The sequence below is a fragment of the Streptomyces sp. APSN-46.1 genome, from assembly GCF_022815725.1.
Taxonomy (GTDB): domain Bacteria; phylum Actinomycetota; class Actinomycetes; order Streptomycetales; family Streptomycetaceae; genus Streptomyces.
Genome location: NZ_JALGRF010000002.1, coordinates 891,830 through 914,385 on the forward strand (window position 1 = coordinate 891,830; position 22,556 = coordinate 914,385).

General features: G+C 70.8%; 19 protein-coding genes. 10 read left to right on the forward strand and 9 right to left on the reverse strand.

The window, feature by feature from the left end; translation table 11 throughout:
* Window positions 1-4 precede the first annotated feature (4 nt).
* From MTF65_RS10740 to MTF65_RS10750, 3 genes are all read left to right on the forward strand, one after another.
* Window positions 5-1,414 (forward strand): zinc ribbon domain-containing protein, encoded by a 1,410-nt coding sequence (locus tag MTF65_RS10740; RefSeq protein WP_243628320.1) that lies wholly within the window; start codon window positions 5-7, stop codon window positions 1,412-1,414.
* Window positions 1,415-1,520: 106 nt separating this feature from the next.
* Window positions 1,521-2,258 carry a DUF4344 domain-containing metallopeptidase gene (locus MTF65_RS10745; protein WP_243628321.1) on the forward strand — a complete coding sequence of 246 codons (738 nt, stop codon included), beginning with the start codon at window positions 1,521-1,523 and terminating at the stop codon, window positions 2,256-2,258.
* Between the two features lie 47 nt (window positions 2,259-2,305).
* Window positions 2,306-2,962, forward strand: coding sequence for a hypothetical protein (locus tag MTF65_RS10750; protein WP_243628322.1), 657 nt, complete (start codon window positions 2,306-2,308; stop codon window positions 2,960-2,962).
* 102 nt (window positions 2,963-3,064) lie between these two features.
* Here MTF65_RS10750 and MTF65_RS10755 read toward each other — a convergent pair whose 3' ends face one another.
* Window positions 3,065-3,472 (reverse strand): PIN domain-containing protein, encoded by a 408-nt coding sequence (locus MTF65_RS10755; protein WP_243628323.1) that lies wholly within the window; start codon window positions 3,470-3,472, stop codon window positions 3,065-3,067.
* Window positions 3,469-3,741, reverse strand: coding sequence for a hypothetical protein (locus MTF65_RS10760; protein ID WP_243628324.1), 273 nt, complete (start codon window positions 3,739-3,741; stop codon window positions 3,469-3,471). Before MTF65_RS10760 ends, MTF65_RS10755 begins: the two co-directional genes overlap by 4 nt.
* 216 nt (window positions 3,742-3,957) lie before the next feature.
* On the opposite strand from MTF65_RS10760, the gene MTF65_RS10765 reads away from it, so the two are divergent.
* The 5 genes from MTF65_RS10765 (at window position 3,958) to MTF65_RS10785 (ending at window position 13,092) form a co-directional block, all read left to right on the forward strand.
* On the forward strand, window positions 3,958-6,021 hold the full coding sequence (locus tag MTF65_RS10765; RefSeq protein ID WP_243628325.1) for a thioredoxin domain-containing protein: 2,064 nt from the start codon (window positions 3,958-3,960) through the stop codon (window positions 6,019-6,021).
* A 244-nt stretch (window positions 6,022-6,265) separates the two neighbouring features.
* The gene (locus MTF65_RS10770; protein WP_243628326.1) at window positions 6,266-7,642 is read left to right on the forward strand and encodes a glycosyltransferase; all 1,377 of its coding nucleotides are present in this window, start codon (window positions 6,266-6,268) and stop codon (window positions 7,640-7,642) included.
* 98 nt (window positions 7,643-7,740) lie between these two features.
* Window positions 7,741-9,318, forward strand: coding sequence for a glycosyltransferase family 39 protein (locus tag MTF65_RS10775; RefSeq protein ID WP_243628664.1), 1,578 nt, complete (start codon window positions 7,741-7,743; stop codon window positions 9,316-9,318).
* A gap of 6 nt (window positions 9,319-9,324) precedes the next feature.
* Window positions 9,325-10,593, forward strand: a complete 1,269-nt coding sequence (locus tag MTF65_RS10780; RefSeq protein WP_243628327.1) for a glycosyltransferase family 2 protein — start codon at window positions 9,325-9,327, stop codon at window positions 10,591-10,593.
* 69 nt (window positions 10,594-10,662) lie between these two features.
* Window positions 10,663-13,092 carry a galactose oxidase-like domain-containing protein gene (locus tag MTF65_RS10785; RefSeq protein ID WP_243628665.1) on the forward strand — a complete coding sequence of 810 codons (2,430 nt, stop codon included), beginning with the start codon at window positions 10,663-10,665 and terminating at the stop codon, window positions 13,090-13,092.
* Between the two features lie 90 nt (window positions 13,093-13,182).
* Here MTF65_RS10785 and MTF65_RS10790 read toward each other — a convergent pair whose 3' ends face one another.
* Window positions 13,183-13,851, reverse strand: a complete 669-nt coding sequence (locus tag MTF65_RS10790; RefSeq protein WP_243628328.1) for a DUF11 domain-containing protein — start codon at window positions 13,849-13,851, stop codon at window positions 13,183-13,185.
* 149 nt (window positions 13,852-14,000) lie between these two features.
* Window positions 14,001-14,690, reverse strand: coding sequence for a hemolysin III family protein (locus MTF65_RS10795; RefSeq protein WP_243628329.1), 690 nt, complete (start codon window positions 14,688-14,690; stop codon window positions 14,001-14,003).
* 220 nt (window positions 14,691-14,910) lie between these two features.
* Between MTF65_RS10795 and MTF65_RS10800 the strand changes: the two genes are divergently transcribed.
* On the forward strand, window positions 14,911-16,758 hold the full coding sequence (locus MTF65_RS10800; RefSeq protein WP_243628330.1) for a phosphoenolpyruvate carboxykinase (GTP): 1,848 nt from the start codon (window positions 14,911-14,913) through the stop codon (window positions 16,756-16,758).
* A gap of 84 nt (window positions 16,759-16,842) precedes the next feature.
* Here MTF65_RS10800 and MTF65_RS10805 read toward each other — a convergent pair whose 3' ends face one another.
* From MTF65_RS10805 to MTF65_RS10820, 4 genes are all read right to left on the reverse strand, one after another.
* Window positions 16,843-17,457 (reverse strand): hypothetical protein, encoded by a 615-nt coding sequence (locus MTF65_RS10805; RefSeq protein ID WP_243628331.1) that lies wholly within the window; start codon window positions 17,455-17,457, stop codon window positions 16,843-16,845.
* Complete coding sequence (locus tag MTF65_RS10810; protein WP_279398963.1) at window positions 17,444-19,027, reverse strand: VWA domain-containing protein; 1,584 nt, start codon at window positions 19,025-19,027, stop codon at window positions 17,444-17,446. The genes MTF65_RS10805 and MTF65_RS10810 overlap by 14 nt, the downstream gene beginning before the upstream one ends.
* A 119-nt stretch (window positions 19,028-19,146) precedes the next feature.
* Entirely contained in the window at window positions 19,147-20,343 is a 1,197-nt protein-coding gene (locus tag MTF65_RS10815; RefSeq protein ID WP_243628332.1) for a toxic anion resistance protein, read from the reverse strand.
* A gap of 12 nt (window positions 20,344-20,355) precedes the next feature.
* Window positions 20,356-21,429: a substrate-binding domain-containing protein gene (locus tag MTF65_RS10820; protein WP_243628333.1), complete on the reverse strand. Its 1,074-nt coding sequence runs from the start codon at window positions 21,427-21,429 to the stop codon at window positions 20,356-20,358.
* Between the two features lie 144 nt (window positions 21,430-21,573).
* Here MTF65_RS10820 and MTF65_RS10825 point away from each other — a divergent pair, with 144 nt between their 5' ends.
* Entirely contained in the window at window positions 21,574-21,978 is a 405-nt protein-coding gene (locus tag MTF65_RS10825) for a hypothetical protein (RefSeq protein WP_243628334.1), read from the forward strand.
* Window positions 21,979-22,116: 138 nt separating this feature from the next.
* Here MTF65_RS10825 and MTF65_RS10830 read toward each other — a convergent pair whose 3' ends face one another.
* Window positions 22,117-22,509: a hypothetical protein gene (locus MTF65_RS10830; RefSeq protein WP_243628335.1), complete on the reverse strand. Its 393-nt coding sequence runs from the start codon at window positions 22,507-22,509 to the stop codon at window positions 22,117-22,119.
* Window positions 22,510-22,556: the final 47 nt, after the last annotated feature.

Sequence of the window (22,556 nt, forward strand, 5' to 3'; positions counted from 1 at the left end):
GACGATGCCGAAGCCGACACTGCCGGACGGCAAGGTGCCCACGGGCAAGACGACCGCCGCCGGGAAGCCGGGAACGCGCCGGGCGAACTGGTGGGACCACACCGGCCCTCTGGCCGTCGTCTTCGCCGGAGGCCCCGAAGGTAAGCGCGGTGACCTCGTACTCCCCGTCCGCATCCCCCAGGGCGCGGGCCAGTGGGAGCGCGTACAGCACTTCCTCGGCAATCCCGGCCGCTGGCACAAGATCGACCTCGTACGCCGCCGCAAGGCCAGCGCTCCGGGCGGCTGGGCCTACGAGGCACACCTGATGGTCCTCGGCCCCGGCTACACCGCCCCGGACGTGCGCGCCATGCGCGAGCAGGCTGCCGAGCTGGAGCGGATCGGCGGGGTGGACGGCAACGTCTCCAACCTCTCCGTCGTCTCCTTCCCCGCCGACCTCACCGGCGGCAAGCCGGTCTCCACCGAGATCACGCTGACCGAGGAGGAGCGGGCGCGGCTGGAGAAGGCCGCGAAGAAGCGGCGGGGCCGTGCCAGGGCGCTGGAGCGCTCCCGCAGGGCGACGAACACCGCGCAGTACGGGCTGTCGAAGAAGCAGGCCCGTAGGGCGGAGCGTCGTACCACCAAGGGACTCGCCCCGAAGGCCGTGACCGTCCCCGGCGGTGCCCGTGACGCACGGTCCGATGGTGTTCCGAAGCAGGCGTTCCGCCGCGACCAGCTCTCCGCCAACTACCGGACCCAGCGCGCCCGCCAGGCCGAGCACGCCGCTTCGCTGGCCGAGCACCGCCGACACCGAGCCCGCCAGGTGGCGCGGGAGATCATCGCCGCCCACGGTCCCGTGCTCGTCGTGGAGGACTGCGACATCCGCACGTGGTACCGGCTGTGGGGCAAGCGCCTCTCCCAGACCACACCCGGCATGCTCATTTCCGCCCTCAAGGTCGAGTGCGAAGCCGCAGGGGGCCGCCTGGTGCGAGCCTCTACCTGGTCAACGGCTCTGTCGCAGTACTGCCTGTGCGGCGAGCGCGTGAAGAAGACCCTCCGTGACCGTGAGCACAAGTGCATCGCCTGCGGCCTGGTAGGCAAGCGCGACCTCGTATCCGCAGCCCTCGCCGCGTTCGTCCGCTTCACCGACGTGGACGACCCCAAGACCGCGTACCTGGACACCACACTCTCCCGGCACGCACAGATCACGTATTCCGAAGCGCTGGAAGAAGCGCTGCGGGAGTCAACCACACCGAGCCCGAAACCGCCCCGGCGGCCGGGTCGCGTGGCAGTCCCACGGCAACGCCGTGGGACCTCTGCTCCCCGAACCGCCGGACAACGGAACCGAGCAACCCCGGATGAGACACGCCTCGTGCGTGACCACGCCGGGAAGCCCGGTCCCCGCACGGCGTGCAGTCCACAGCTCACCCTCTGGTGAATTGCGGATCAAGTCTTAGTTCAGAGGGAGCGGGCAGGGCAGGCGTGAGGTCAAGGCGAGCCGCATCCAGGGGAGTTCGCCGTCGGGACACCCCTACGCTGGGCCGATGAGCCGACGGTGGGGGACCCTGACGCTGTGCGCGGCGCTGCTGTTACTGGCAACCGGGTGTGAACGGCCGCCGTCCGCAGCCGGGTTCGCGGTGGCGTACGAGGAACCGGACGCGGCCGCCCGCGACGACGCCCGGTTCCTGCGCGAGCGGGGGATCGCGGAGGCGGCCGCGGCGGCGCTGAACGGCTACGTGGACCTCCCGTACCGGGTCACCGTCCTCGCCCTCTCCTGCGGGGGCGAGGGCTCCGGCTATGACCCCGCGACCCGGCGGATCGAGCTCTGCTACGAGGACCTGACCGAGGAGCGGGAGCTCTTCGAGGCGGCCGGCCGGGGCCCCGCCGACGAGGAGGCCGCCGCCGTCATGACCGAGACCGTCTACCACGAGGCGGGCCACGCGCTGGCCGCCGCGCGAGGCCTGCGGTTCGACGGCGACCGGGCCGAGGAGGACGCCGCCGACCGGTTCGCCGCGCTGATGCTGATCCGCGAGGGCCCGGACGGCGAGCGCAAACTCCGTATCGCCGCCGAGGCGTACGACCTCACGGCCGCGGAGCCGGCGGACCCCGGGCCCGACGAGCACGCACCGCCCGCCGCCCGCGCGGCCGCCCACCGCTGCCTCCTGCACGGCGCGGCCCCGCAGCGCCACCCCGACCTGGCCGCCCGCACCCGGGGCTGCGCCCCCGCCTGGCCCGAGGCCCGCGATGCGTGGACCCGGGACCTGGCCCCGCTACTCAAGTGACCCTCGTACACTCCTCCAAGATCCAACTGTGCGGCCGAGGAGACCTGGTGACGCTACGAGACATACGAACGGCGGCCCGGATCGTCGGCCGCCGCAACGCCCTGCGCTACCTGGCGCTCGGAGCCGGAGCGGCGCTGGTGTCCGCCTGCACGGGCAAGGACAAGCCCGCCGCGCCCCCCACCTCCCCGGCCGCGTCCCCTTCCACTCCCGCCCCCTCCTCCTCGCCGTCGGCGACATCCTCGGCCTCCCCCACGGCCGCCGCCTCCTCCGGAGTGGTGGGCCGGGCGTTCGCGGAGTTCGTCAAGGGCTCCTGGACCATCCGCTCGACCCTGCCCGGCGGCGGCATCGGCGGCCGCAAGGACACCGGCCGGGCCGCCATCGGCGCGGACGGCCGCTGGACCATCGTCTGGTCCGCCACCGCCGCCGGCACCTGGAGCGGCACGTGGTCCCTCAAGCGCGGCCGCCTGGACCTCCAGGTCCTCGCCGGCCCGCGGCACCTCACGGAGCCCGACATCTCCACCTCCTCCGCCGAGAAGGTCCCCGACACCGTGGAGGGCGACCTCGCGCTCAACCTGCGCTGGTACCCGATGGGCGCCCAGGACGTGTTCGGCCGCCTGGAGGTCGCGTACAACGGCACAGAACTGCGCATCCGCCACTTCGACATGTCCGGCAAGATGTCGATCCACATGTGCACCCGCACCTGACCCCGCACTCCACGACCGCCCGATCGGGGGGACACGAGGTTCCTGCCCGTGTTCCTGAGCGTTGGCTACAGCTCCCTCCTGCCACTGGTTGTCCCTGCGCCTTCACGTCTCCCTGACGATGACGCGGTTGCCGCACAGCTTCCACCAGTCGTCGCGGTCGGAAGTCAGAACGATGACGGGCGCAGGGGCACGGAGGGCCAGCGCGGCGATGAGGGCGTCGATGGCGTATTTGTGTCCGTGTAGCCCACCGGCGTCCCGAAGCAGCGCTACTGCGGTCAGCGAGTCCTCCTGGCTGACCGGTTCCACTCGAAGTCGGGAGAGAACCCAGTTCAGCCGCGCGAAATCGGTCTTCCCCTGTGTCGCTTCGACGATGGTCAGGACGGACACGAGGACGGGAACGCCGGCCTGCCGGGATGCCTCGATGCGAGCTGCCATCTTGCGGTCGTTGCGTAGGAGCAGGGAGAGCGCTTCGGAGTCGAGCACCAGGGATCGGGCGGGGTGCTCCTTCACGCAGCGGCCCGTCCGGCGTCCTGAGAGTTCCCTTCCACGAACAGCTCGCGGCGAGCGGTTTCGATCTCCTGCTCCGTGAGTGCGCCGTGTTCCTCTTCGTGTGCGGCGACGATCTCGGCGAGCCCGTCCATGGCGAGCTGGTGTCGGACCGCCTCGGTGATGTAGCTGGACACTCCGCGGCGTCCGGCCCGAGAGCGGAGCTCACTGATCAGCTCGGCGGGCATGGAGACAGAAATGTTCTCGGTGGTGCCAGCTCGGGTCGGCTTCATACCCACAGTGTAAGACAGTGTTTATTACAGCGTGGGGGCTTTCGGCGCCTTGCGCCTCCCCGTGTCAAGGAGGAGCTTTCTGACACCGCACAGGTCAACGTCGAGTTGGTCACAACGGCTCCTAGCGTGGTCGTCATCGGGACGACACGAGGAGCGCTGGATATACAACCTCGTGGCACCTGGGCGGGGCGTCGCGGGGTGCGTAAGGATGAGTACATGCCCAACCGACTTGCGCAGGCCACGTCCCCGTACCTCCTCCAGCATGCAGACAATCCGGTCGACTGGTGGCCTTGGGGGCCCGAGGCCTTCGAGGAAGCGCGACGGCGCGATGTGCCCGTTCTGTTGTCGGTTGGTTACTCTGCGTGTCACTGGTGCCATGTGATGGCGCACGAGTCCTTCGAGGACGAGCTGACGGCCGCGTACATGAACGAGCACTTCGTGAACATCAAAGTCGACCGGGAGGAGCGGCCGGACGTCGATGCCGTCTATATGGAGGCGGTGCAGGCGGCGACGGGGCAGGGCGGTTGGCCGATGTCCGTCTTCATGACGGCCGACGGGGAGCCCTTCTACTTCGGTACGTACTTCCCGCCCGAGCCCCGGCACGGTTCGGCCTCGTTCATGCAGGTGCTCGAAGGAGTGCGGACCGCGTGGGTCGGGCGGCGCGAGGAGGTGGCCGAGGTCGCGCAGAAGATCACTCGCGACCTGGCCGGGCGCGCGCTCGGGGCAGGGGGCTCGGAGCTGCCGACCGCCGAGTCCCAGGGCAACGCGCTGCTCGGACTGACCCGGGAGTATGACGCCATGCGCGGCGGGTTCGGCGGCGCGCCGAAGTTTCCGCCGTCCATGGTGGTGGAGTTCCTGCTGCGCCACCACGCCCGGACCGGCTCCGAGGGGGCCCTCCAGATGGCCGCGGACACCTGCGAGGCGATGGCCCGGGGCGGGATCTACGACCAGCTGGGCGGCGGGTTCGCGCGCTACTCCGTGGACCGCGAGTGGGTCGTACCCCACTTCGAGAAGATGCTCTACGACAACGCGCTGCTCTGCCGCGTCTACGCCCACCTGTGGCGGGCCACTCGTTCGGATCTCGCGCGGCGCGTCGCGCTGGAGACCGCCGACTTCATCGTGCGGGAGCTGCGCACCCGCGAGGGCGGGTTCGCCTCCGCGCTCGACGCGGACAGCGAGGATCCGCGGACCGGTGAGCACGTGGAGGGCGCCTACTACGCCTGGACCCCCGCGCAGCTGCGGGAGGTGCTGGGGGAGGCCGACGGGTCGTTCGCCGTCGGTTACTTCGGGGTGACCGAGGAAGGCACCTTCGAGCACGGGAAATCCGTACTCCAGCTGCCGCAGGACGGTCCGGCGGCGGACGCGGAGAGGATCGCCTCCGTCAAGGAGCGGCTGCTCGCCGCGCGGGACCGGCGCCCGGCGCCCGGGCGGGACGACAAGGTGGTGGCCGCCTGGAACGGGCTGGCGATCGCCGCCCTCGCCGAGTGCGGGGCCTACTTCGAGCGCCCGGACCTGGTCGAGCGGGCCACGGAGGCCGCGGACCTGCTGGTCAGGGTGCACTTCGACGTGGCGGCCGGCCGGGCCCGGCTGGCCCGGACCAGCAGGGACGGCCACGTCGGCGCCAACGCCGGAGTGCTGGAGGACTACGGTGACGTCGCCGAGGGGTTCCTCGCGCTGGCGTCCGTGACCGGCGAAGGGGTCTGGCTGGAGTTCGCCGGGTTCCTCGTGGACCTGGTCCTGGACCGGTTCACCGCCGAGGACGGCTCCCTGTACGACACCGCGCACGACGCGGAGAAGCTGATCCGCAGGCCCCAGGACCCCACCGACACGGCGGCCCCCTCCGGCTGGACCGCCGCCGCCGGCGCGCTGCTCTCGTACGCCGCGCACACCGGCTCGGAGGCACACCGCACGGCGGCCGAGCGGGCGCTCGGGGTGGTCCAGGCGCTCGGTCCGCGCGCCCCGCGCTTCATCGGGCACGGCCTGGCGGTGGCCGAGGCGCTCCTCGACGGCCCGCGCGAGGTGGCGGTCGTCGGCCATCCGGACGATCCGGGCCGGGCGGCGCTGCACCGGACCGCGTTGCTGGGTACGGCTCCCGGGGCCGTGGTGGCGGTCGGGCTGCCGCGTGCGGCGGACGGGAGTGGCGGGGAGTTCCCCCTTCTGGCCGAGCGCACACTCGTACGCGACCTTCCGACGGCGTACGTGTGTCGACATTTCGTCTGCGCGCGGCCTACGACAGATCCGGTCGAACTTGCGGGGCAGTTGGGTGCGGTTCGTCCCTGATTAGACTGGAGTGCCGTCAATTCCGGTTGTCCGAGAGGGAGTTCGGCAACGCGCTTTTTATCCAGGCAGTGCCCCGGCGTCACGTTCACTGCCTAGTCTCATGCCTTCGGGAGACACCGAGACCGCGCACTGGGGGGTGCGCGCGCAAGGGGAATCGGGGGCGGCGGGCCGGGGGGCCCGCCTCGTCCCCCGGGGGGTTTGACGATCGCCGCCTGGGGTTGCGGCATGTCTATGGGGGGACAGTTTGTACACCTCTGTGTTCATTTCTGCCGTATCGCTGGCGCTCTTCTGGATGGCCGCGTTCACCCTCTGGTGGCAGATGCACGCGTGGCGCACACCTGAGACGCTCGCCTCGACCCGTTTCGACCACCCCGACGGGGAGGGCCGGCTGGCCTTCTCCCTGCTGCTGCCGGCCCGCCACGAACAGGCGGTCCTGGAGCACACCATCGACCGGCTGCTCGAATCGAGCCACACCGACTACGAGATCATCGTCATCGTCGGCCACGACGATCCCGAGACGGCCGCCGTCGCCGAACGCGCCGCGGCCCGGGCGCCCGAGAGGGTGCGGGTGGTCACCGACCACCACGAGGTCAAGAACAAGCCGAAGGCCCTCAACACCGCCCTCCCGCACTGCCGGGGCGACATCGTCGGGGTCTTCGACGCCGAGGACCAGGTCCACCCCGAGCTGCTCGCCCACGTCGACCACGCCTTCCGCGCCACCGGCGCCGACGTGGTCCAGGGCGGCGTCCAGCTCATCAACTTCCACTCCAGCTGGTACAGCCTGCGCAACTGCCTGGAGTACTTCTTCTGGTTCCGCTCCCGGCTGCACCTGCACGCCGAGAAGGGCTTCATCCCGCTCGGCGGCAACACCGTCTTCGTGCGCACCGACGTGCTGCGCGAGGCCGGCGGCTGGGACCAGAACTGCCTCGCCGAGGACTGCGACCTCGGGGTGCGGCTGTCGTCGGCCGGCAAGAAGGTAGTCGTCGCCTACGACTCCGACATGGTCACCCGCGAGGAGACGCCCGGCTCGCTGATGAGCCTGCTCAAGCAGCGCACCCGCTGGAACCAGGGCTTCCTCCAGGTCTACCGCAAGAAGGACTGGCAGCAGCTGCCCGGCCGCGGTCAGCGCTGGCTGGCCCGCTACACGCTGATGACGCCGTTCATGCAGGCGGCCTCCGGTGTGATCATCCCGCTGAACTTCGCCATCGCGGTCTTCCTCGACGTCCCGGTCGGCATCGCGATCATCACGTTCCTGCCCATGATCACGGCGATGGTGACCTTCGTCTTCGAGATCGTCGGCCTGCACGACTTCGGCCGCCAGTACGGCCTGCGCGTGCGGTTCATCCACTACGTCAAGCTCGTCGTCGGCGGCCCGTTCTACCAGGTGATGCTGGCGGGCGCGGCCATCCGCGCGGTCTGGCGCGAGCAGCGCGGCCGCAACGAGTGGGAGCTGACCAGCCACACCGGCGCCCACCTGACGGCTGTGACCGCCTCGGCGCACGCCTCCGCCAAGGCCCTCGCGCCCGCCGGCCCGGCCGTCGCCGTCGCCGGCGCCACATCCACCGCCACCGCCACGGCCACCGCCACCGCCACCTCCATCCGAGAGGACCGCCGCCAGTGACCGCCACCCTGCCCACGGCCACTGATCCCCACCCCCAGTCGAACGGCGCAGCGCACGCGCAGAGCCTCCCCGTCCGGCGCCGGCCCGGAGGCCTCGGGGTGCGTCCGCCCGCCCCGGCCCGCCCGCTCGTGCGCTTCCGCTCCTCCCGCCCCGACCTGCTGCTCTGCGGAGTCCTGCTGCTCGCGATCGTCCTCGTCCAGGGCTGGAACATCACCAACTTCCCGACCCTGAGCGACGACGAGGGTACGTACCTCGCCCAGGCGTGGGCCGTCCAGCAGGGCGACGGCCTGGCCCACTACACGTACTGGTACGACCACCCGCCGCTGGGCTGGATCCAGATAGCGGGCCTGACGTACCTGCCGTCCCTCTTCGTGCCCGACGCGATGACCGTCGCGCCCATGCGGTTCTCGATGCTCGCCGTCTCCGCCGTCAGCGCCGTGCTGATCTACGTCCTCGCGCGCCGGCTGTGGCTGCCGCGCTGGGCGGCCGGTCTGGCGATGGGCCTCTTCGGCCTCTCCCCGCTCTCCGTCGTCCTCCAGCGGGAGATCTTCCTCGACAACCTCGCCGTGATGTGGATGCTGCTGGCCTTCTGCTGCGCCGCGTCCCCCAGCCGGCACCTGTGGCACCTCTTCGCCTCGGGACTGGCGGCCGCCACCGCCGTCCTGACCAAGGAGACGATGCTGGTGGTGCTCCCGGCGCTGCTGGTGACGATGTGGCGCCACAGCCACCGCGACACCCGCAAGTTCGCCGTCACCGGAGCCATCACCGCCTGCACGCTCATCGGCCTGTCGTACCCGCTCTTCGCCCTGCTCAACAGCGAACTGCTGCCCGGCGCCGGGCACGTCTCGCTGATCGACGGCATCTCCTACCAGATGAGCCGCCCGGGCTCCGGCTTCATCCTCACCCCCGGCACAGGCTCGAACGGCGTCTTCACCTCCTGGCTCTACTACGACACCGTCCTGCCGCTCGGCGGGCTGGCCGGCGCCGTCCTGCTGCTGGTCACCCACCGCTGGTCCGTCACCGCCCGCGCGCTCGCCGGGCCCGCGCTGGCCGCCGTGATCCTCGGACTCGTCGCGATGCGGCCCTCCGGCTACCTCCCGGCGATGTACGTGATCCAGGCGCTGCCGTTCCTCGCCCTGGTCCTCGCCGGGGGCGCGGCCAGCATCACGCACGCCGTGCTGCGCCGCGGCCGCAAGCCCGGGGAGGGCAGGACCCTCGTCATCGGGCGCTGGGCGCTGATCGGCGTACTCGCCGCGTCCGCCGCGGTGTACGTCGTCCCGCGCTGGTACGACGGCAACCGCACCGCGCTCACCGTCGACGCGAACGCCCCGTACCGGCAGGCCGCGGCCTGGCTCGGCCGCGAGGTCCCCGACCCGGCCCGTACGCGCGTCCTCGTCGACGACGCGCTCTGGCTGGACGCCGTGCACCACGGCTTCGAACCGGGCCTCGGCGCCATCTGGTTCTACAAGGCCGACCTCGACCCCGCCGTCACCCAGACCCTGCCGCGCGGCTGGCGGGACATCGACTACGTGGTCTCCTCGCCCACCGTCCGCCGCGACGCGGTGGACCTGCCCAACGTGAAGGCCGCACTGGAGCACTCGACCCCCGTCGCCGTCTTCGGCACGGGCGAGGACCGCATCGAGATACGCCGGACCGACCGCGAGAGTGGGAGCTGAGCCAGCGTGAGCGAAGACCTGTGGGCCCCGCATGCCCTGGACGAACCGGAGCTGTCCGCCGCTCCGGCCCGGCTCGGATCGACCGGCCTCGACCCCGCCGAGGTTCCCGCGGAGGTTCTCGCGGAGGTTCTCTCCGAGGGTCTCGCCGAGGTTCCCGCGGAGGGCAGCGTGACCCTCATCATCCCGACCTTCAACGAGTCCGCGAACGTCGGCGAGTTGCTGCGCCGGCTGGCCGGCTCGCTCCCCGCCCACCTGCCCTGCGAGGTGCTGTTCGTGGACGACTCCACGGACGACACCCCGGCCGTCATCGAGAAGGCCGCCTCCGGATGCCCCTTCCCGGTGGCGGTCCTGCACCGGGACACGCCCGAGGGCGGCCTCGGCGGGGCCGTCGTCGAAGGGGTGCGGCGGGCGGCGAGCGACTGGATCGTCGTCATGGACGCCGACCTCCAGCACCCGCCCCACCTCGTCCCCGAACTCGTCGGCGAGGGCGAGCGCACCGGCGCCGACCTCGTCGTCGCCTCCCGCTACCTCCCGGGCGGCAGCCGCGCCGGGCTCGCCGGCAGCTACCGGGTCGCCGTCTCGCGCGGCGCGACCTGGCTCACCAAGGGGCTCTTCCCACGAGCCCTGCGCGGCGTCAGCGATCCGATGAGCGGCTTCTTCGCGATGCGCCGCTCGGTCGTGACGGCCGACGCGCTGAGGCCGCTGGGCTACAAGATCCTGCTGGAACTGGCCGTACGCTGCCGCCCCGCCAAGGTCGCCGAGGTGCCGTTCGTCTTCCAGGACCGGTACGCGGGGGAGTCCAAGTCCACCGCTCGGGAAGGGCTGCGCTTCCTGACCCACCTGGCCGCGCTGCGCTCCGCGTCCCCGGTGGCCCGGATGATCGGCTTCGGGCTGATCGGGCTGTCCGGGTTCCTGCCGAACCTGGCCGGGCTGTGGCTGCTCACGCGGGCCGGGATGCACTACCTGCCCGCCGAGATCGTCGCCAACCAGGCCGGTGTGCTCTGGAACTTCGTCCTCATCGAGACGTTCCTGTTCCGCGACCGCCGCCGGCACCGCCACTGGGCCGACCGGATCGGTCGCTTCACGCTGCTCGCCAACGCCGATCTGCTGCTGCGGATCCCGCTGATCGCGGTGTTCGTCGGCCAGTTCGGCCTGGCCGTGCTGCCCGCCACCGCCCTCGCCCTCGTCACCACCTTCGTCCTGCGGTTCGCGGCCACCGAGGCGCTCGTCTACCTCCCGCGCGCGGCGGGGCGTACGGCCGGGAGCCGTACCTGAGACATACCCGAGTCGTACCTGAGCCGTAGCCGAGTGAGCCGTACCGGCACCACAGAAGGGAACATGTCCATGCGCCTGAACATCCGGCGGCGGGCAGGGCGGCGGGCCGCCCTGCTGGCCGTCGGGGCGATGACCGCGGGCCTGCTGATCACCGCACCGCAGCAAGCCACGGCCGGACCGCCCAATCTGCTGAGCAATCCCGGCTTCGAGACCGCCGGCGCGCCCGGCGCCGACATGCCCTCCTGCTGGTCCAAATCCGGCTGGGGTGACAACGACTTCACCTTCGCCACCGTCGCCGACGCGCACACCGGCACCAAGGCGATGAAGGTCGCGCTGACGCGCCGCGTCGACGGCGACCGCAAGGCCCTGGTCACCGAGAACACCACCTGCGCCCCGACCGTGGTGCCGGGCAGGCAGTACGACCTGTCCGCCTGGTACAAGTCGAACACCCCGGACGTGTCGGTGACGGTCTTCCGCCGGGACACCACGGCCGGCTGGCAGTACTGGACCGACCTGCAGAACCCGCCGGTCAGCGCGGGCTGGGCGCGCACGGAGGTCCGTACGCCCGCCGTGCCGCCCAACACGGACAAGATCGCGTGGGGGCTGTCGGTGTACGGGGTGGGCACCCTCACCACCGACGACTACGCGGTGGAGGAGGTCGGCGCGGCCCCGCCGCAGGCCGGCTGTACGGGCACGCCCGAGGAGTGCGCCAAGGGCAAGTGGGAGGTGATGTCCACCAAGAACCCGGTGCGCTCGATGCACGCCGTCGTGCTCAAGAACGGCAAGGTCCTGCTGATCGCGGGTTCGGGCAACGACATCGCCCAGTTCAACGCCGGCACCTTCACCTCGGCCGTCTACGACCCGGTGAACGGGTCCGTCAAGACGATCCCGACGCCGGTGGACATGTTCTGCTCGGGCCACGTGCAGCTGGCGGACGGCCGGGTGCTGGTGATGAGCGGCAACAAGGGCTATCCGTCCGCCGACGGGAAGATCGGCTACCAGGGGCTGAAGGACTCGTACGTCTTCGACCCGGCGACCGAGCAGTACACGAAGACGAACGACATGAACGGCGGGCACTGGTACCCGTCGGCGACGATCCTCGGCAACGGCGACGTGATCTCCTTCGGCGGGCTGAAGGAGGACTCGACGGGCAATGTGACCGCGGAGAAGTTCTCGGCGGCGCAGGGCAAGTGGCTGCCGATGAACGAGGTCAACCAGACCTGGTCGTACTGGGGCCTGTACCCGTCGATGATCCTGATGCAGGACGGCAGGCTCTTCTACTCGGGCAGCCACACCTTCGGCAACGGGACGCAGGGCAGCGGCGCGTCGATCTACGACTACGACGCCAACACCGTCACGGACGTGCCCGGGCTGCGCAAGAAGGACGAGCGCGACGAGTCCGCGAGCGTACTGCTGCCCCCGGCGCAGGACCAGCGGGTCCTGACCGTCGGAGGCGGCAACAACGTGTCCAACCCGGCGGCGAACCGGCTCACCGAGCTCATCGACCTGAAGGCGCCGAGCCCCGCGTACACGGCGGGACCGGACCTTCCGCAGGGTCTGGTCGACGTGGGCGGGGTCAAGCGCCAGCAGACCGGCGCCGAGGGCAAGATGTACGTGTCCGCCGTCCTGCTGCCCGACGGCAAGGTCCTGGAGACCGGCGGCGCCCTGCACGACCGGGCCGACCCGGTGTTCGAGGCCTCGTTCTTCGACCCGGTGACCAACACCTACAAGGCGGGGCTGCCGGCCGACCCGATCCCGCGGACGTACCACTCCGGGTCGTTCCTGCTGCCCGACGGCCGGGTCATGAGCGTCGGCGACAATCCGGGCAACGGCACGTACAACCACAACGTGTCGATCTACACCCCGCCGTACCTGTTCAAGGGCGCGCGCCCGCAGCTCACCTCGGTGATCGACACGGAGTGGGTCTACGGCGACACGCAGCGGATCACCGTCAACCGGCCCATCGTCAAGGCCGAGCTGATCCGCCCGGCGGCGGTCACGCACTCCTCGGACCCGAACCAGCGGTTCGTGGACCTGCCGATGACGGTGGTCAACGAGACCACCATCGACCTCAACGTCACGAGCAACCCCAACCTGGCCCCGCCCGGCTGGTACATGCTCTTCGGCGTCGACGCGAACGGCGTCCCCTCGGTCGCGACCTGGGTCCACCTCGGCGGTCCGGCGGCGCTGGCGAAGACCGCCGTCGGCGGAGAGCAGCCCTCGCCGCACGTCCACGATTTCGCGGACGCGCTGAAGGCGGCCCCGAAGACCAATCCGGCCAAGCGGGACTCCGTCCCGGTCTCGCCCGGCGTGGCCGGCTGCGACCGCCACTACGGCACGGTCAACCTGTGCGTCCCGACGAGGTTCCCGGCGGAGGTAAAGGGGACGACCAAGGCCCGCTGCGACTGGCTGGCCTCCCACCAGTACCCGAAGCGCATGAAGGTCAACGGCAGCGACCCGCTCCGCCTCGACCCCGACCGCGACGGCTACGCCTGCTGAAGCCACGCCCGCTGAACCAAGGGGAGGGGGCCCGGCCGCGTGCGCGGCCGGGCCCCCTTTCCGTGCTCGTGCTCGTGCTCTTGCTCAGTCTCAGGGTGCGTTCAGCCCGAAGGTCTGGCGGCTGTTGTTGCTGGCGCCGGGGCTGTGGATGTTGTTGTTGATGGAGATGTTGTTGAACATGGGGAGGATGCCGCTGAGGTTGATGGGCAGGATCGAGCCCCCGTTGCCCCCACCACCCCCGTTCCCGCCATCGCCGCCGTCGCACTCGCCGCCGGTGATCCTGGTCGGATCGCTCGCCGAATCGCTGGAGCCATCAGGTTGCGCAAGGGTGGCCGTGGCCATGTTGGTGACGGCGCAGGGAGCGTCGGCGGCGACTCTGACCTGCACGGTGAACGTGAAGGAGCTGTTGGCGGGCAGGTCGCTGGAGACGGTGCACACCACGCTCGACTGATCAGCCGCGATGCCACAATCCCACTGCCCGGCGGGCGCGGACGAGGTCACGGCGTTCACCGTGAGCCCTGTCGGAAGGTTGTCCTCGAAGACGAGGCCCTCGGTCGCGTCCTCGTTCCCCACGTTCGTCACGGTGATGAGGTAGTCGCCGAACCCTCCTCGGGCGAAGTCGCCCTCGTGGGTCTTCGTGACGCTCAGCTGCGCCTGTGCGTACGCCGGTACGGCCCCCGTGGTCAGGGGCAGCGCGACGCCCAGCCCCGTCACCGTGGCGAGGCCGACGATCCGACGAGACCACCCGTGCGTCTTCATGTATGGCTCTCCACTCCCGTGCGGGTCACCGCGATCCTTCACGCCGGATCTTTCCAAGCGGGGGAAGTGCCGGATCGAACCGCAGGGGGAGACACGCCTCTTTCACCCGATCGCCCTGGGAGCCGGGCCCCCGGTGGTACGGAGCGCGCTCAGTGCGCGTACGCGGCGAGCGAGATACCGACGTAGTGCGTGACGAAGGCCGCCAGCGTCAGGGAGTGGAAGACCTCGTGGAAGCCGAAGAAGCGGGGGGAGGGGTTGGGGCGCTTCATTCCGTAGATGACGCCGCCCGCGCTGTAGAGCAGGCCGCCGACGATGACCAGGACCAGCACCGCGATACCGCCGGCCCGCATGAAGTCGGGCAGGAAGAAGACGGCGGCCCAGCCCATCGCTATGTAGCACGGGGTGTAGAGCCAGCGCGGGGCGCCGACCCAGAAGACGCGGAAGGCGATGCCGGCCGCCGCCGCGATCCAGACCGCCCACAGCAGCGTCCGCCCGGTGGAGGGCGGGAGCAGGAGGACGGTCAGCGGGGTGTACGTGCCCGCGATGATCAGAAAGATGTTGGCGTGGTCGAGCCGCCGCAGGATCGCCTCGCCGCGCGGGCCCCATGTGCCCCGGTGGTACACCGCGCTGACGCCGAAGAGCAGGCAGGCCGTGAGGATGTAGACCCCGCACGCCACCCGGGCCCGGGTCGAGCCGGTGAAGGCCATCAGCACCACGCCCGCGACCACCACCGCGGGGAACATCCCCGTGTGGAGCCAGCCGCGCATCAGGGGCTTGGCCTCCGGTTCCGGATCCGGTTCTGGTTCCGGCAAGGCCGTGGCGGCGGCTTCAGAAGTCATGCACGTCATGCTACCTACGGGTCCGTAGCTTTCTGGTAGTCCTCTTTACGGAAGATTGACGGGAGTGGCGATGCTCACGTGAGAGGCCCTCTGGACATATGCGCACACGCACCGGATGATCAGATGAGTGCGGTCGGCACCGGATGAGCGGAGCGCGAAGCGTCCGGGTCGCAGCCCCCACGGGGCAAACACCAAACACACCCCTCGACAAGGAGCAATCGTGGCGCGCGACAACGCGGCTCCCACCACTTCCGTCCCGCCGTCCCACCAGGAGCTGATCTCCTGGGTGGACGAGATCGCAGCCCTCACCCAGCCGGACCGCGTCGTCTGGTGCGACGGTTCCGAGGGCGAGTACGAGCGCCTGTGCGAGGAGCTCGTCGCCAAGGGCACGTTCAAGAAGCTCGACGAGACGAAGCGCCCGAACTCGTACTACGCCGCCTCCGACCCCTCCGACGTCGCGCGCGTCGAGGACCGGACCTTCATCTGCTCCGAGAAGGCCGAGGACGCGGGCCCCACGAACCACTGGAAGGCTCCTTCCGAAATGAAGGAGATCTTCGCCGGGCAGGAAGGCATCTTCCGCGGCTCCATGAAGGGCCGGACGATGTACGTCGTCCCGTTCTGCATGGGCCCCCTCGGCTCCGAGCTCTCCGCGATCGGCGTCGAGATCACCGACTCCGCCTACGTCGCGGTCGCCATGCGCACCATGACCCGCATGGGCAAGGCCGTCCTGGACGAGCTCGGCACCGACGGCTTCTTCGTCAAGGCCGTCCACACCCTCGGCGCTCCGCTCGCCGAGGGCGAGGCCGACGTCCCGTGGCCGTGCAACACCACCAAGTACATCTCGCACTTCCCCGAGACCCGCGAGATCTGGTCCTACGGGTCCGGCTACGGCGGCAACGCCCTGCTCGGCAAGAAGTGCTACGCCCTGCGCATCGCGTCCGTCATGGCCCGCGACGAGGGCTGGCTCGCGGAGCACATGCTGATCCTCAAGCTCACCCCGCCGCAGGGTGAGGCGAAGTACGTCGCGGCGGCGTTCCCCTCCGCCTGCGGCAAGACCAACCTGGCCATGCTGGAGCCCACGATCCCCGGCTGGACGGTCGAGACCATCGGCGACGACATCGCCTGGATGCGCTTCGGCGCGGACGGTCGCCTGTACGCGATCAACCCCGAGGCAGGCTTCTTCGGCGTCGCGCCCGGCACCGGCGAGCACACCAACGCCAACGCCATGAAGACGATGTACGCGAACACCGTCTTCACCAACGTCGCGCTCACCCCGGACGGCTCCGACGTCTGGTGGGAGGGCATGACCGAAGAGGCGCCCGCGCACCTCATCGACTGGAAGGGCAACGACTGGACTCCGGAGTCGGCCCAGACAGAAAATGGATACAGCCCGGCGGCCCACCCCAACGCCCGCTTCGCCGTCCCGGCCTCCCAGTGCCCGACGATCGCCCCCGAGTGGGAGGACCCCAAGGGCGTCCCGATCTCCGCGATCCTCTTCGGCGGCCGCCGCGCCTCCGCGGTCCCGCTGGTCACCGAGTCCTTCGACTGGAACCACGGCGTCTTCATCGGCTCGAACATCGCCTCCGAGAAGACCGCCGCCGCCGAGGGCAAGGTCGGCGAGCTGCGCCGCGACCCGTTCGCCATGCTGCCGTTCTGCGGCTACAACATGGGCGACTACATGGCCCACTGGATCAAGGTCGGCGCCCGTGCCGACCAGGCCAAGCTCCCGAAGATCTACTACGTGAACTGGTTCCGCAAGAACGACGCGGGCAAGTTCGTGTGGCCGGGCTTCGGCGAGAACAGCCGCGTCCTGAAGTGGATCGTGGACCGCCTCGACGGCAAGGCCGAGGGCGTCGAGACCCCCATCGGCATCCTCCCGACCGTCGACTCCCTGGACACCGACGGCCTGGACATCCCGGCCGAGGACCTGGAGCTCCTCCTCACCGTCGACAAGGAGGTCTGGCGCGACGAGGCCTCCCTGGTCCCCGAGCACCTGAACACCTACGGCGACCACACTCCGAAGGAGCTGTGGGACCAGTACCACGCCCTGGTCGAGCGGCTCGGCTGAGCCCGAGCCCGGCCAAGGGCGCATGAACGTGGGAGCCCCCGACCAAGCGGTTCCCACCGCAGCACCGGCCAAAAGTGATACCTGTCAGGAGCGTCCGCGCTCCTCCAGGTAGGTCGTGTGCGTCTGCTGACGGCGGGCCTCTGCTTCGCGGAGGTCCGCCGTCAGGCGTTCCGCCTCCTCGTACAGCAGGTCCAGCTGCCGCTCCAGGTGGCGCTCCGGGGACTCCCCGCCCGGCGTGAGCCGGTTCCACCAGCGCGTCCGGTGGTACGTGTCCACGCACTCCGGGACATCCAGCCGGATCGTCCGCGACAGCGCGTGCACCGCCTCCGGCTCGGTGGCCAGGACCTCCGCCACCCAGCCCGGCTCCAGCAGCGCCCCGTACAGCTCCATCAGCTCCGCCAGCCGGCCGGCGGCCGCCGCCGGCAGCTCCACCTCCGCCAGGTACTCCTGGAGCAGCCCGAACTGCTCCCGTACCAGACCCAGCCGGGCCTGCGGATCATCGAACTCCGGAGGGGCAACCCGCTCCGGCGGGGCGATCAGCGCGCCCGCGCCGTACAGGCCGGCCACCACCACCGGCCAGTACGTGCCCGCCAGGCCGGTGACGGTCAGGCCCAGCCCGGCGACGCCGCAGGCGCAGCCGGCCAGGTTCTTCTTCGATTCCAGGTAGCCGAGCACCTTGTGGGGTCTACTGGTAGCCACGGATCTCCTCGAAGGCTCCGTCCAGGGAACTGTTCCCGTCGGTCGCGTCGAACAGGTGCCCGCCGGTCAGTTCGGCGATGTGCGTGAGCTCCTTGCGGTCCGAGTCCCCGAACACCACCGCGAAGACCGGCGTGTGCTTCTGGCCCTCCGGCAGCGAGGCGTAGAAGGAGTCGAAGGCCTTCACCTCGTCGTCGCTCTTCCCGTCCGTCATCAGCACGATCGAGGTGAACGCGTCCCCGCTGCCCTTCCCCAGGTGCTCGTACGCCGCCTTCAGGCTGCCGTACACCGCCGTACCGCCCTCCGGCCGCAGCGACTTCACATCACCCCGGATCGCGTCCAGCGCCGGCCCGGGATCGCCCGGCTCGACGACGTGCGTCAGCACCTTCTTCACCTTGTCGCCGAAGGGCAGCAGCGTGACCTCCTCGCGGTCGCGGAACCGCTGCCCGGTTCCCGAACCGCCCGTGCCCGTCAGCTCCGTGAGCGCCGACTTCAGCCGCCCGATCCGGTCCTCCTCCGCCATCGAGCCGGAGGTGTCCAGGACGTAGACCGTGCGCGAGGGACGCCGCAGCTCGTTCTCGTACGAGGACAGCAGCCCGTCCGCGACCGACCGGGTGCCGGGGAACGGCAGCTCGCGCCGCTTCTCGGCGTCCAGCCCGTCCGCGGGAGTCACCCCGGCCGCGACCGGCCGGCGCAGCGTCCGGTCGGTGATCGCCTTCTGGGCCTCCGCGCCGCGCAGGTAGTCCGTCAGCGCCCGGCCCGACTCGCGGGCCCCGGCGGGGGCCGAGGTCAGCAGGGTCAGCGGATAGTGCGCCGTGACCACCCCGTCCTTCGGCCGGATCACCGTCAGGTTCGTCTTCGCGTCCCGGTTCATGGACAGCAGCACCGACTCGTAGTTCACCAGCGCGTCCACGTCCCCGCGCTTGCCGTACGCGGTCGCCAGCCAGCCGGAGGAGCCCGAGGTCAGCTTCTGCCCGGCGAAGAACTCCTTCAGCTTGGGCCGGGCCGTCCGCACGTCGGCGTCGGTCAGCGCCGCTTGGGCGCCCGACAGCCCCGACGCCACCGAGACCAGCGCGGAGAAACCGGAGTTGGAGCGCACCGGATCCGTCATCCCGTACGTCAGCTTCCCGCCGGCGACCGCCTCGTGCACCGCCGACCAGGTCACCTCCCCGGGCGTCCACCCCAGCCGGGACAGCGCCTCCGGCCGCACGCCGAGGGCGACGGGCGAGGACATCACCGGCGTCTCGTTGGCGAGCTTCCCGGCGGCCTCGGGCCGCAGCCGCAGGTAGTCGTTGGAGGACAGCCAGATCGCGTCGTACTTGCCGTCGGCCTTCCCCGAGGCGATCTGCTCGACCGCGTCGAGGGTCCCGGACGAGGTCAGCTCGACCGTGACCCCGGTGGCCTTCTTGGCCTGATCCAGCACTGGCCGCATGTCGGCCAGCTCACTGGAGGCCAGCACCCGCAGGGTGCCTTCCTTGTAGGCGGTGGGCTTCGGACCGTCGGGCGAGTCGGCGGTGCAGCCGCTCGCGCCCACGAGCACGGCGAGGGCGACAATCCAGCCCCGCCTACTCAGCCTCGCCGGCGTTTGAGGCGCGGGGGTCTGGGGGCGGAGCCCCCCACGCGGCGGAGCCGCATATTCGGTACGTCGGGAAGGGGCGGGGTGGGGAAGGGCCCCGCGCAGCGGACGCCCGCTCACAGCGCACCACCCTCCAACGCGGAGGCGGTCCGCGTCCGCGCGAGATACGCCGACGCAGTCTGAAGCTCCCCCGTCAGGGACTCCACGGTCGCGGCCATGTTCTCGGTGGCCTGCACCTTGAACGTGTCGATCGCGTCGAGCGTCTTGTAGATCTGCGCGAACGCGGTCCGCAGGGTCTCCGCACCCACCGCCGGATCGGCCGCGATCCGCTGAATCTCGCCGCTCTGCGTGGACAGCATCTCCGCGTTGCCCCGGATCAGGTCCTCCGTGGTGTCGCGGAGCGTGTTGACCTGCTCGATCACCTTGCGCTGGCTGTCCAGCGCCGAGGCCAGCATCACGGCGATCCGCAGCGCGGACACCGTCGTGGTGGCGGCCCGGTCCACGCCCTTGATCAGCTCGTCGTTGTTGCGCCGGACCACGTCCATCGCCAGGTAGCCCTGCGCGCACACGGCCAGCTGGGTCAGCAGGTCCTGGTGCTTCTGGCGGACCGGGAAGAGCACGTCCGCCCGCATCGCGTCCGCCCGCTGAGGGTCGGAGAGCTCGGCCTCGGAGATCCGCTGCTCGACGGCCGTGTCCAGCGCCTCGGTGAGGACGGCGTACTCCTGGAGCTTGCCCATCGTCTCCCACAGGCGGGCCCGTTCGGTGTGCAGGGCGGCGTTGTCCCGGCGCAGCTCGTCCTGGCCGCCGCGCAGTGCGCCCACGATCCGGTTGAGGGTGGCCTGCGAGGAGGCGTACTTGGCCACGTGGTCACGGAACCTGTTGCCGCCCGGCAGCTTCGCGAGCAGCTTGCGGGCCCCCTTCGCGGGCGTGTCCCGCGGGTCGAGGTCCTCGACGGTCCGGCGCAGCTCGACGAGCGACCCGGCGACCCGGGCCTGCGCGTCGCCGCCCCCGTCCGAGCCGAGGGACCGTACGGCCCGCTCCAGCATCCGGTTGGACTGCTGGGCGGCGCCCCGGATGTCGGCGGCGCCGAGTCCGGCGATCTCCCCGATGCGGGTGGCGAACTCGGGGGAGCGGGTGTCGATCCCGGCGAGCGAGCCGACGTACTCCCCGGCCCGGCGGGCCATCTCCTCGCGCACGCCGTCCTGGAGCGGAACCAGGCCGGATGCCTGCTCCCGCTTGACGGGGGCGACGGGTTCGGGAGCGGTGAGGACGAGCGGGGCGTCGTTTCCGTCGGCGGTTGGCGTCATTGTCATCGTGTGGTCCCCCTAGCCCTTGGCGCGCGCGGCCAGCGCCATCAGGATCTTGACGGTGGGAGCGCCGACCTGGCGGATGCCGGTCAGTCCCGGGTTGAGGTAGGCGGCGTGCGGCGCGGTCGCGGCGGTGAACTCGGCGACCCCCTCCTGCGGGCGGAACCCGTGGCGGACGGCCAGCTCGCGCAGCTTCGGGTCGGTGGCGAGCAGGCTGCCGAGTTCCCTGGCCCGGTCGCTGATCGGCACGAAGGTGTGCGGGGAGTTCACGGTGGTGTCCGGGTAGAGGACGACCATCTCGCCCGGGTCCTGCCTCCGGAGCAGCAGCGAGGCCACTTGCGATTCGTACGCCAGGATGAGCGGTTCGCCGCTGCCGCTGATGAAGGCCCGGAACGGGTCGTCGGTGCTGGGCTCCAGGGCACCCTGTACGGAGATCAGCTTGTGCATCAGGGGGGCGGTGCGTTCGATCCCGGCTTCGTCGGCGACGACGTTGAGGTGGTTGGCGACATTGGAGGTCGCGGCGAGGTAGAGCGCGCCGGAGTTGGAGGTCGCCGGGTCGGTGGTCTTGATGAACACCGTGCCGGTCAGTTCGGGATGGGGCGCGCTGCCCTGGAGCTGCTGCCAGGTGCGGTCCTCGCCGGCGGCCTTCAGGTAGGGGCCCATCAGGAGCGTGCCGGAGTTCTTGCCGGTCATCTTGGCGAGGCCGTTGTCGGTCAGCACCTTGGCCGCGCCCGGCCGGGCGATGACGACGAGTGGCGAGAAGAAGGGCTTGGCGTTCTGGGCGCCCTTGACGCCGGCCGCCGCCTCGATCTCCTTGGCGGGTTCACTGCTGCTGGGGAAGGCGAAGTCGAACTCCTTGAGGGCGAGCTGGTCCATCGCCCAGGAGCCCGAGGTCTCCGTCTTCACGGTGTAGCCCTTGTCCGCAAGGGCCTTGACGACGTCAGGATCGCGGAAGTACTCCGACTTCTCCGATCCGATGACGCCACGCACGGTCTTCGTTGCCGTGCCCTCTGGTCCCTGGCCCCCGATGACGACGGCGATCACGCCACCGATCAGGAGGACCGCCAGAGCGATTCCGAGGATGCGTCTCACGGGTGCAGCGTGCTCGCGGAAACCCACATTCCGCGATGACTTGAATGAACGTCAGGTGTCCAGGCGGTCCCACTTCGAAATGCTGTGTGAGTCCGTGGGTGCTGGTGGGCGGGGCGGGAGGCCGGGAGGATCGTCGCCATGGGCGTGAGCGCGTTGAAGTGGCAGGGCTGGCTGGTCGGGCTGGTGGTACTGGCCGGTCTGCTGGTGTTCGCCCCGCTGGGGCTGTACGTATGGGCCAGCGGCGACCCGCCGCCGTCGGCGGTACCGCCCGCGGTGGCGGAGTCGGTACGGGTCACCGGATGCCGAATCGATCCGGCAAGCCGCCGGGTGGTGGCCGGAGTCGAGGCGAGCGGCCAGGGCTCGTACGTGGTCACGGTGGAGTTCCGCGACAGCGAGGACCCGCAGCCGGGAACCCGGTCGGCGCAGTCCCTGGTGAAGATCCCGGGCGTCACCCCCGCCACCCCCGAACAAGCCGAAGCCATCGGCCCCATCTGGCCCCCGGCCACCACCCCCTGGTGCGGCATCGCCGATTACAGCCTCGCCGACTAATTCAGCCTCGCCGGCGTTTGAGGCGCGGGGGTACGGGGCGGAGCCCCGGCAGTGACCCGCACCCGCGGGCCCCGGTAAGCGACCCCGCAGGGGACATGGCTCCCGGTCCGGAGCCTCCGCGGCCCCGGACCGGGGCCGTCAGAGGGCGCCGGCCAGGCCGACGGAGCGGAGCGCGGCGGCGTGCGCGTCCATCCGCTCGGCGGCGAGGATCGCGGCGGCGGTGTCGGCCCGGGAGGCGGCGACGAGCAGCGCGCGGGCGGCGTGGTCGTGTGCCCGCTGGTGCAGGGCGGCGATGTCCCCGCCGGGGCCGTGCGGCGCGCGGACGGGCTGCGCCCCGCGCAGCCGCGCCACCTGGGCGGCGATCCGGTCGCCGCTCTCGACGAGCCCGAGCTCGTCGGTGACGGCGAGCAGGGCCGCCAAATGCCCGGCGAGCTGCATGTCCAGGGCTTCGCCGCGGCTGCGGTGGGGATAGTCGGCGCGGCTGTCACCCATGCGGTGGACGACCGACTTGGTGCGGATCGGCTCGTACATGAGGAGGCCTCCTGCGTGGTCAGGAGGCCATCCTACATTGGATCGGT

What these genes read in the sequence shown, in the direction of transcription:
- MTF65_RS10740 (WP_243628320.1), top strand. Translation starts at nt 5, where the DNA reads ATGCCGAAGCCGACACTGCCGGACGGCAAGGTGCCCACGGGCAAGACG.
- MTF65_RS10745 (WP_243628321.1), top strand. Translation starts at nt 1,521, where the DNA reads ATGAGCCGACGGTGGGGGACCCTGACGCTGTGCGCGGCGCTGCTGTTA.
- MTF65_RS10760 (WP_243628324.1), bottom strand. Translation starts at nt 3,741, where the DNA reads ATGAAGCCGACCCGAGCTGGCACCACCGAGAACATTTCTGTCTCCATG.
- MTF65_RS10765 (WP_243628325.1), top strand. Translation starts at nt 3,958, where the DNA reads ATGCCCAACCGACTTGCGCAGGCCACGTCCCCGTACCTCCTCCAGCAT.
- MTF65_RS10785 (WP_243628665.1), top strand. Translation starts at nt 10,663, where the DNA reads ATGCGCCTGAACATCCGGCGGCGGGCAGGGCGGCGGGCCGCCCTGCTG.
- MTF65_RS10790 (WP_243628328.1), bottom strand. Translation starts at nt 13,851, where the DNA reads ATGAAGACGCACGGGTGGTCTCGTCGGATCGTCGGCCTCGCCACGGTG.
- MTF65_RS10795 (WP_243628329.1), bottom strand. Translation starts at nt 14,690, where the DNA reads ATGACTTCTGAAGCCGCCGCCACGGCCTTGCCGGAACCAGAACCGGAT.
- MTF65_RS10815 (WP_243628332.1), bottom strand. Translation starts at nt 20,343, where the DNA reads ATGACAATGACGCCAACCGCCGACGGAAACGACGCCCCGCTCGTCCTC.
- MTF65_RS10830 (WP_243628335.1), bottom strand. Translation starts at nt 22,509, where the DNA reads ATGTACGAGCCGATCCGCACCAAGTCGGTCGTCCACCGCATGGGTGAC.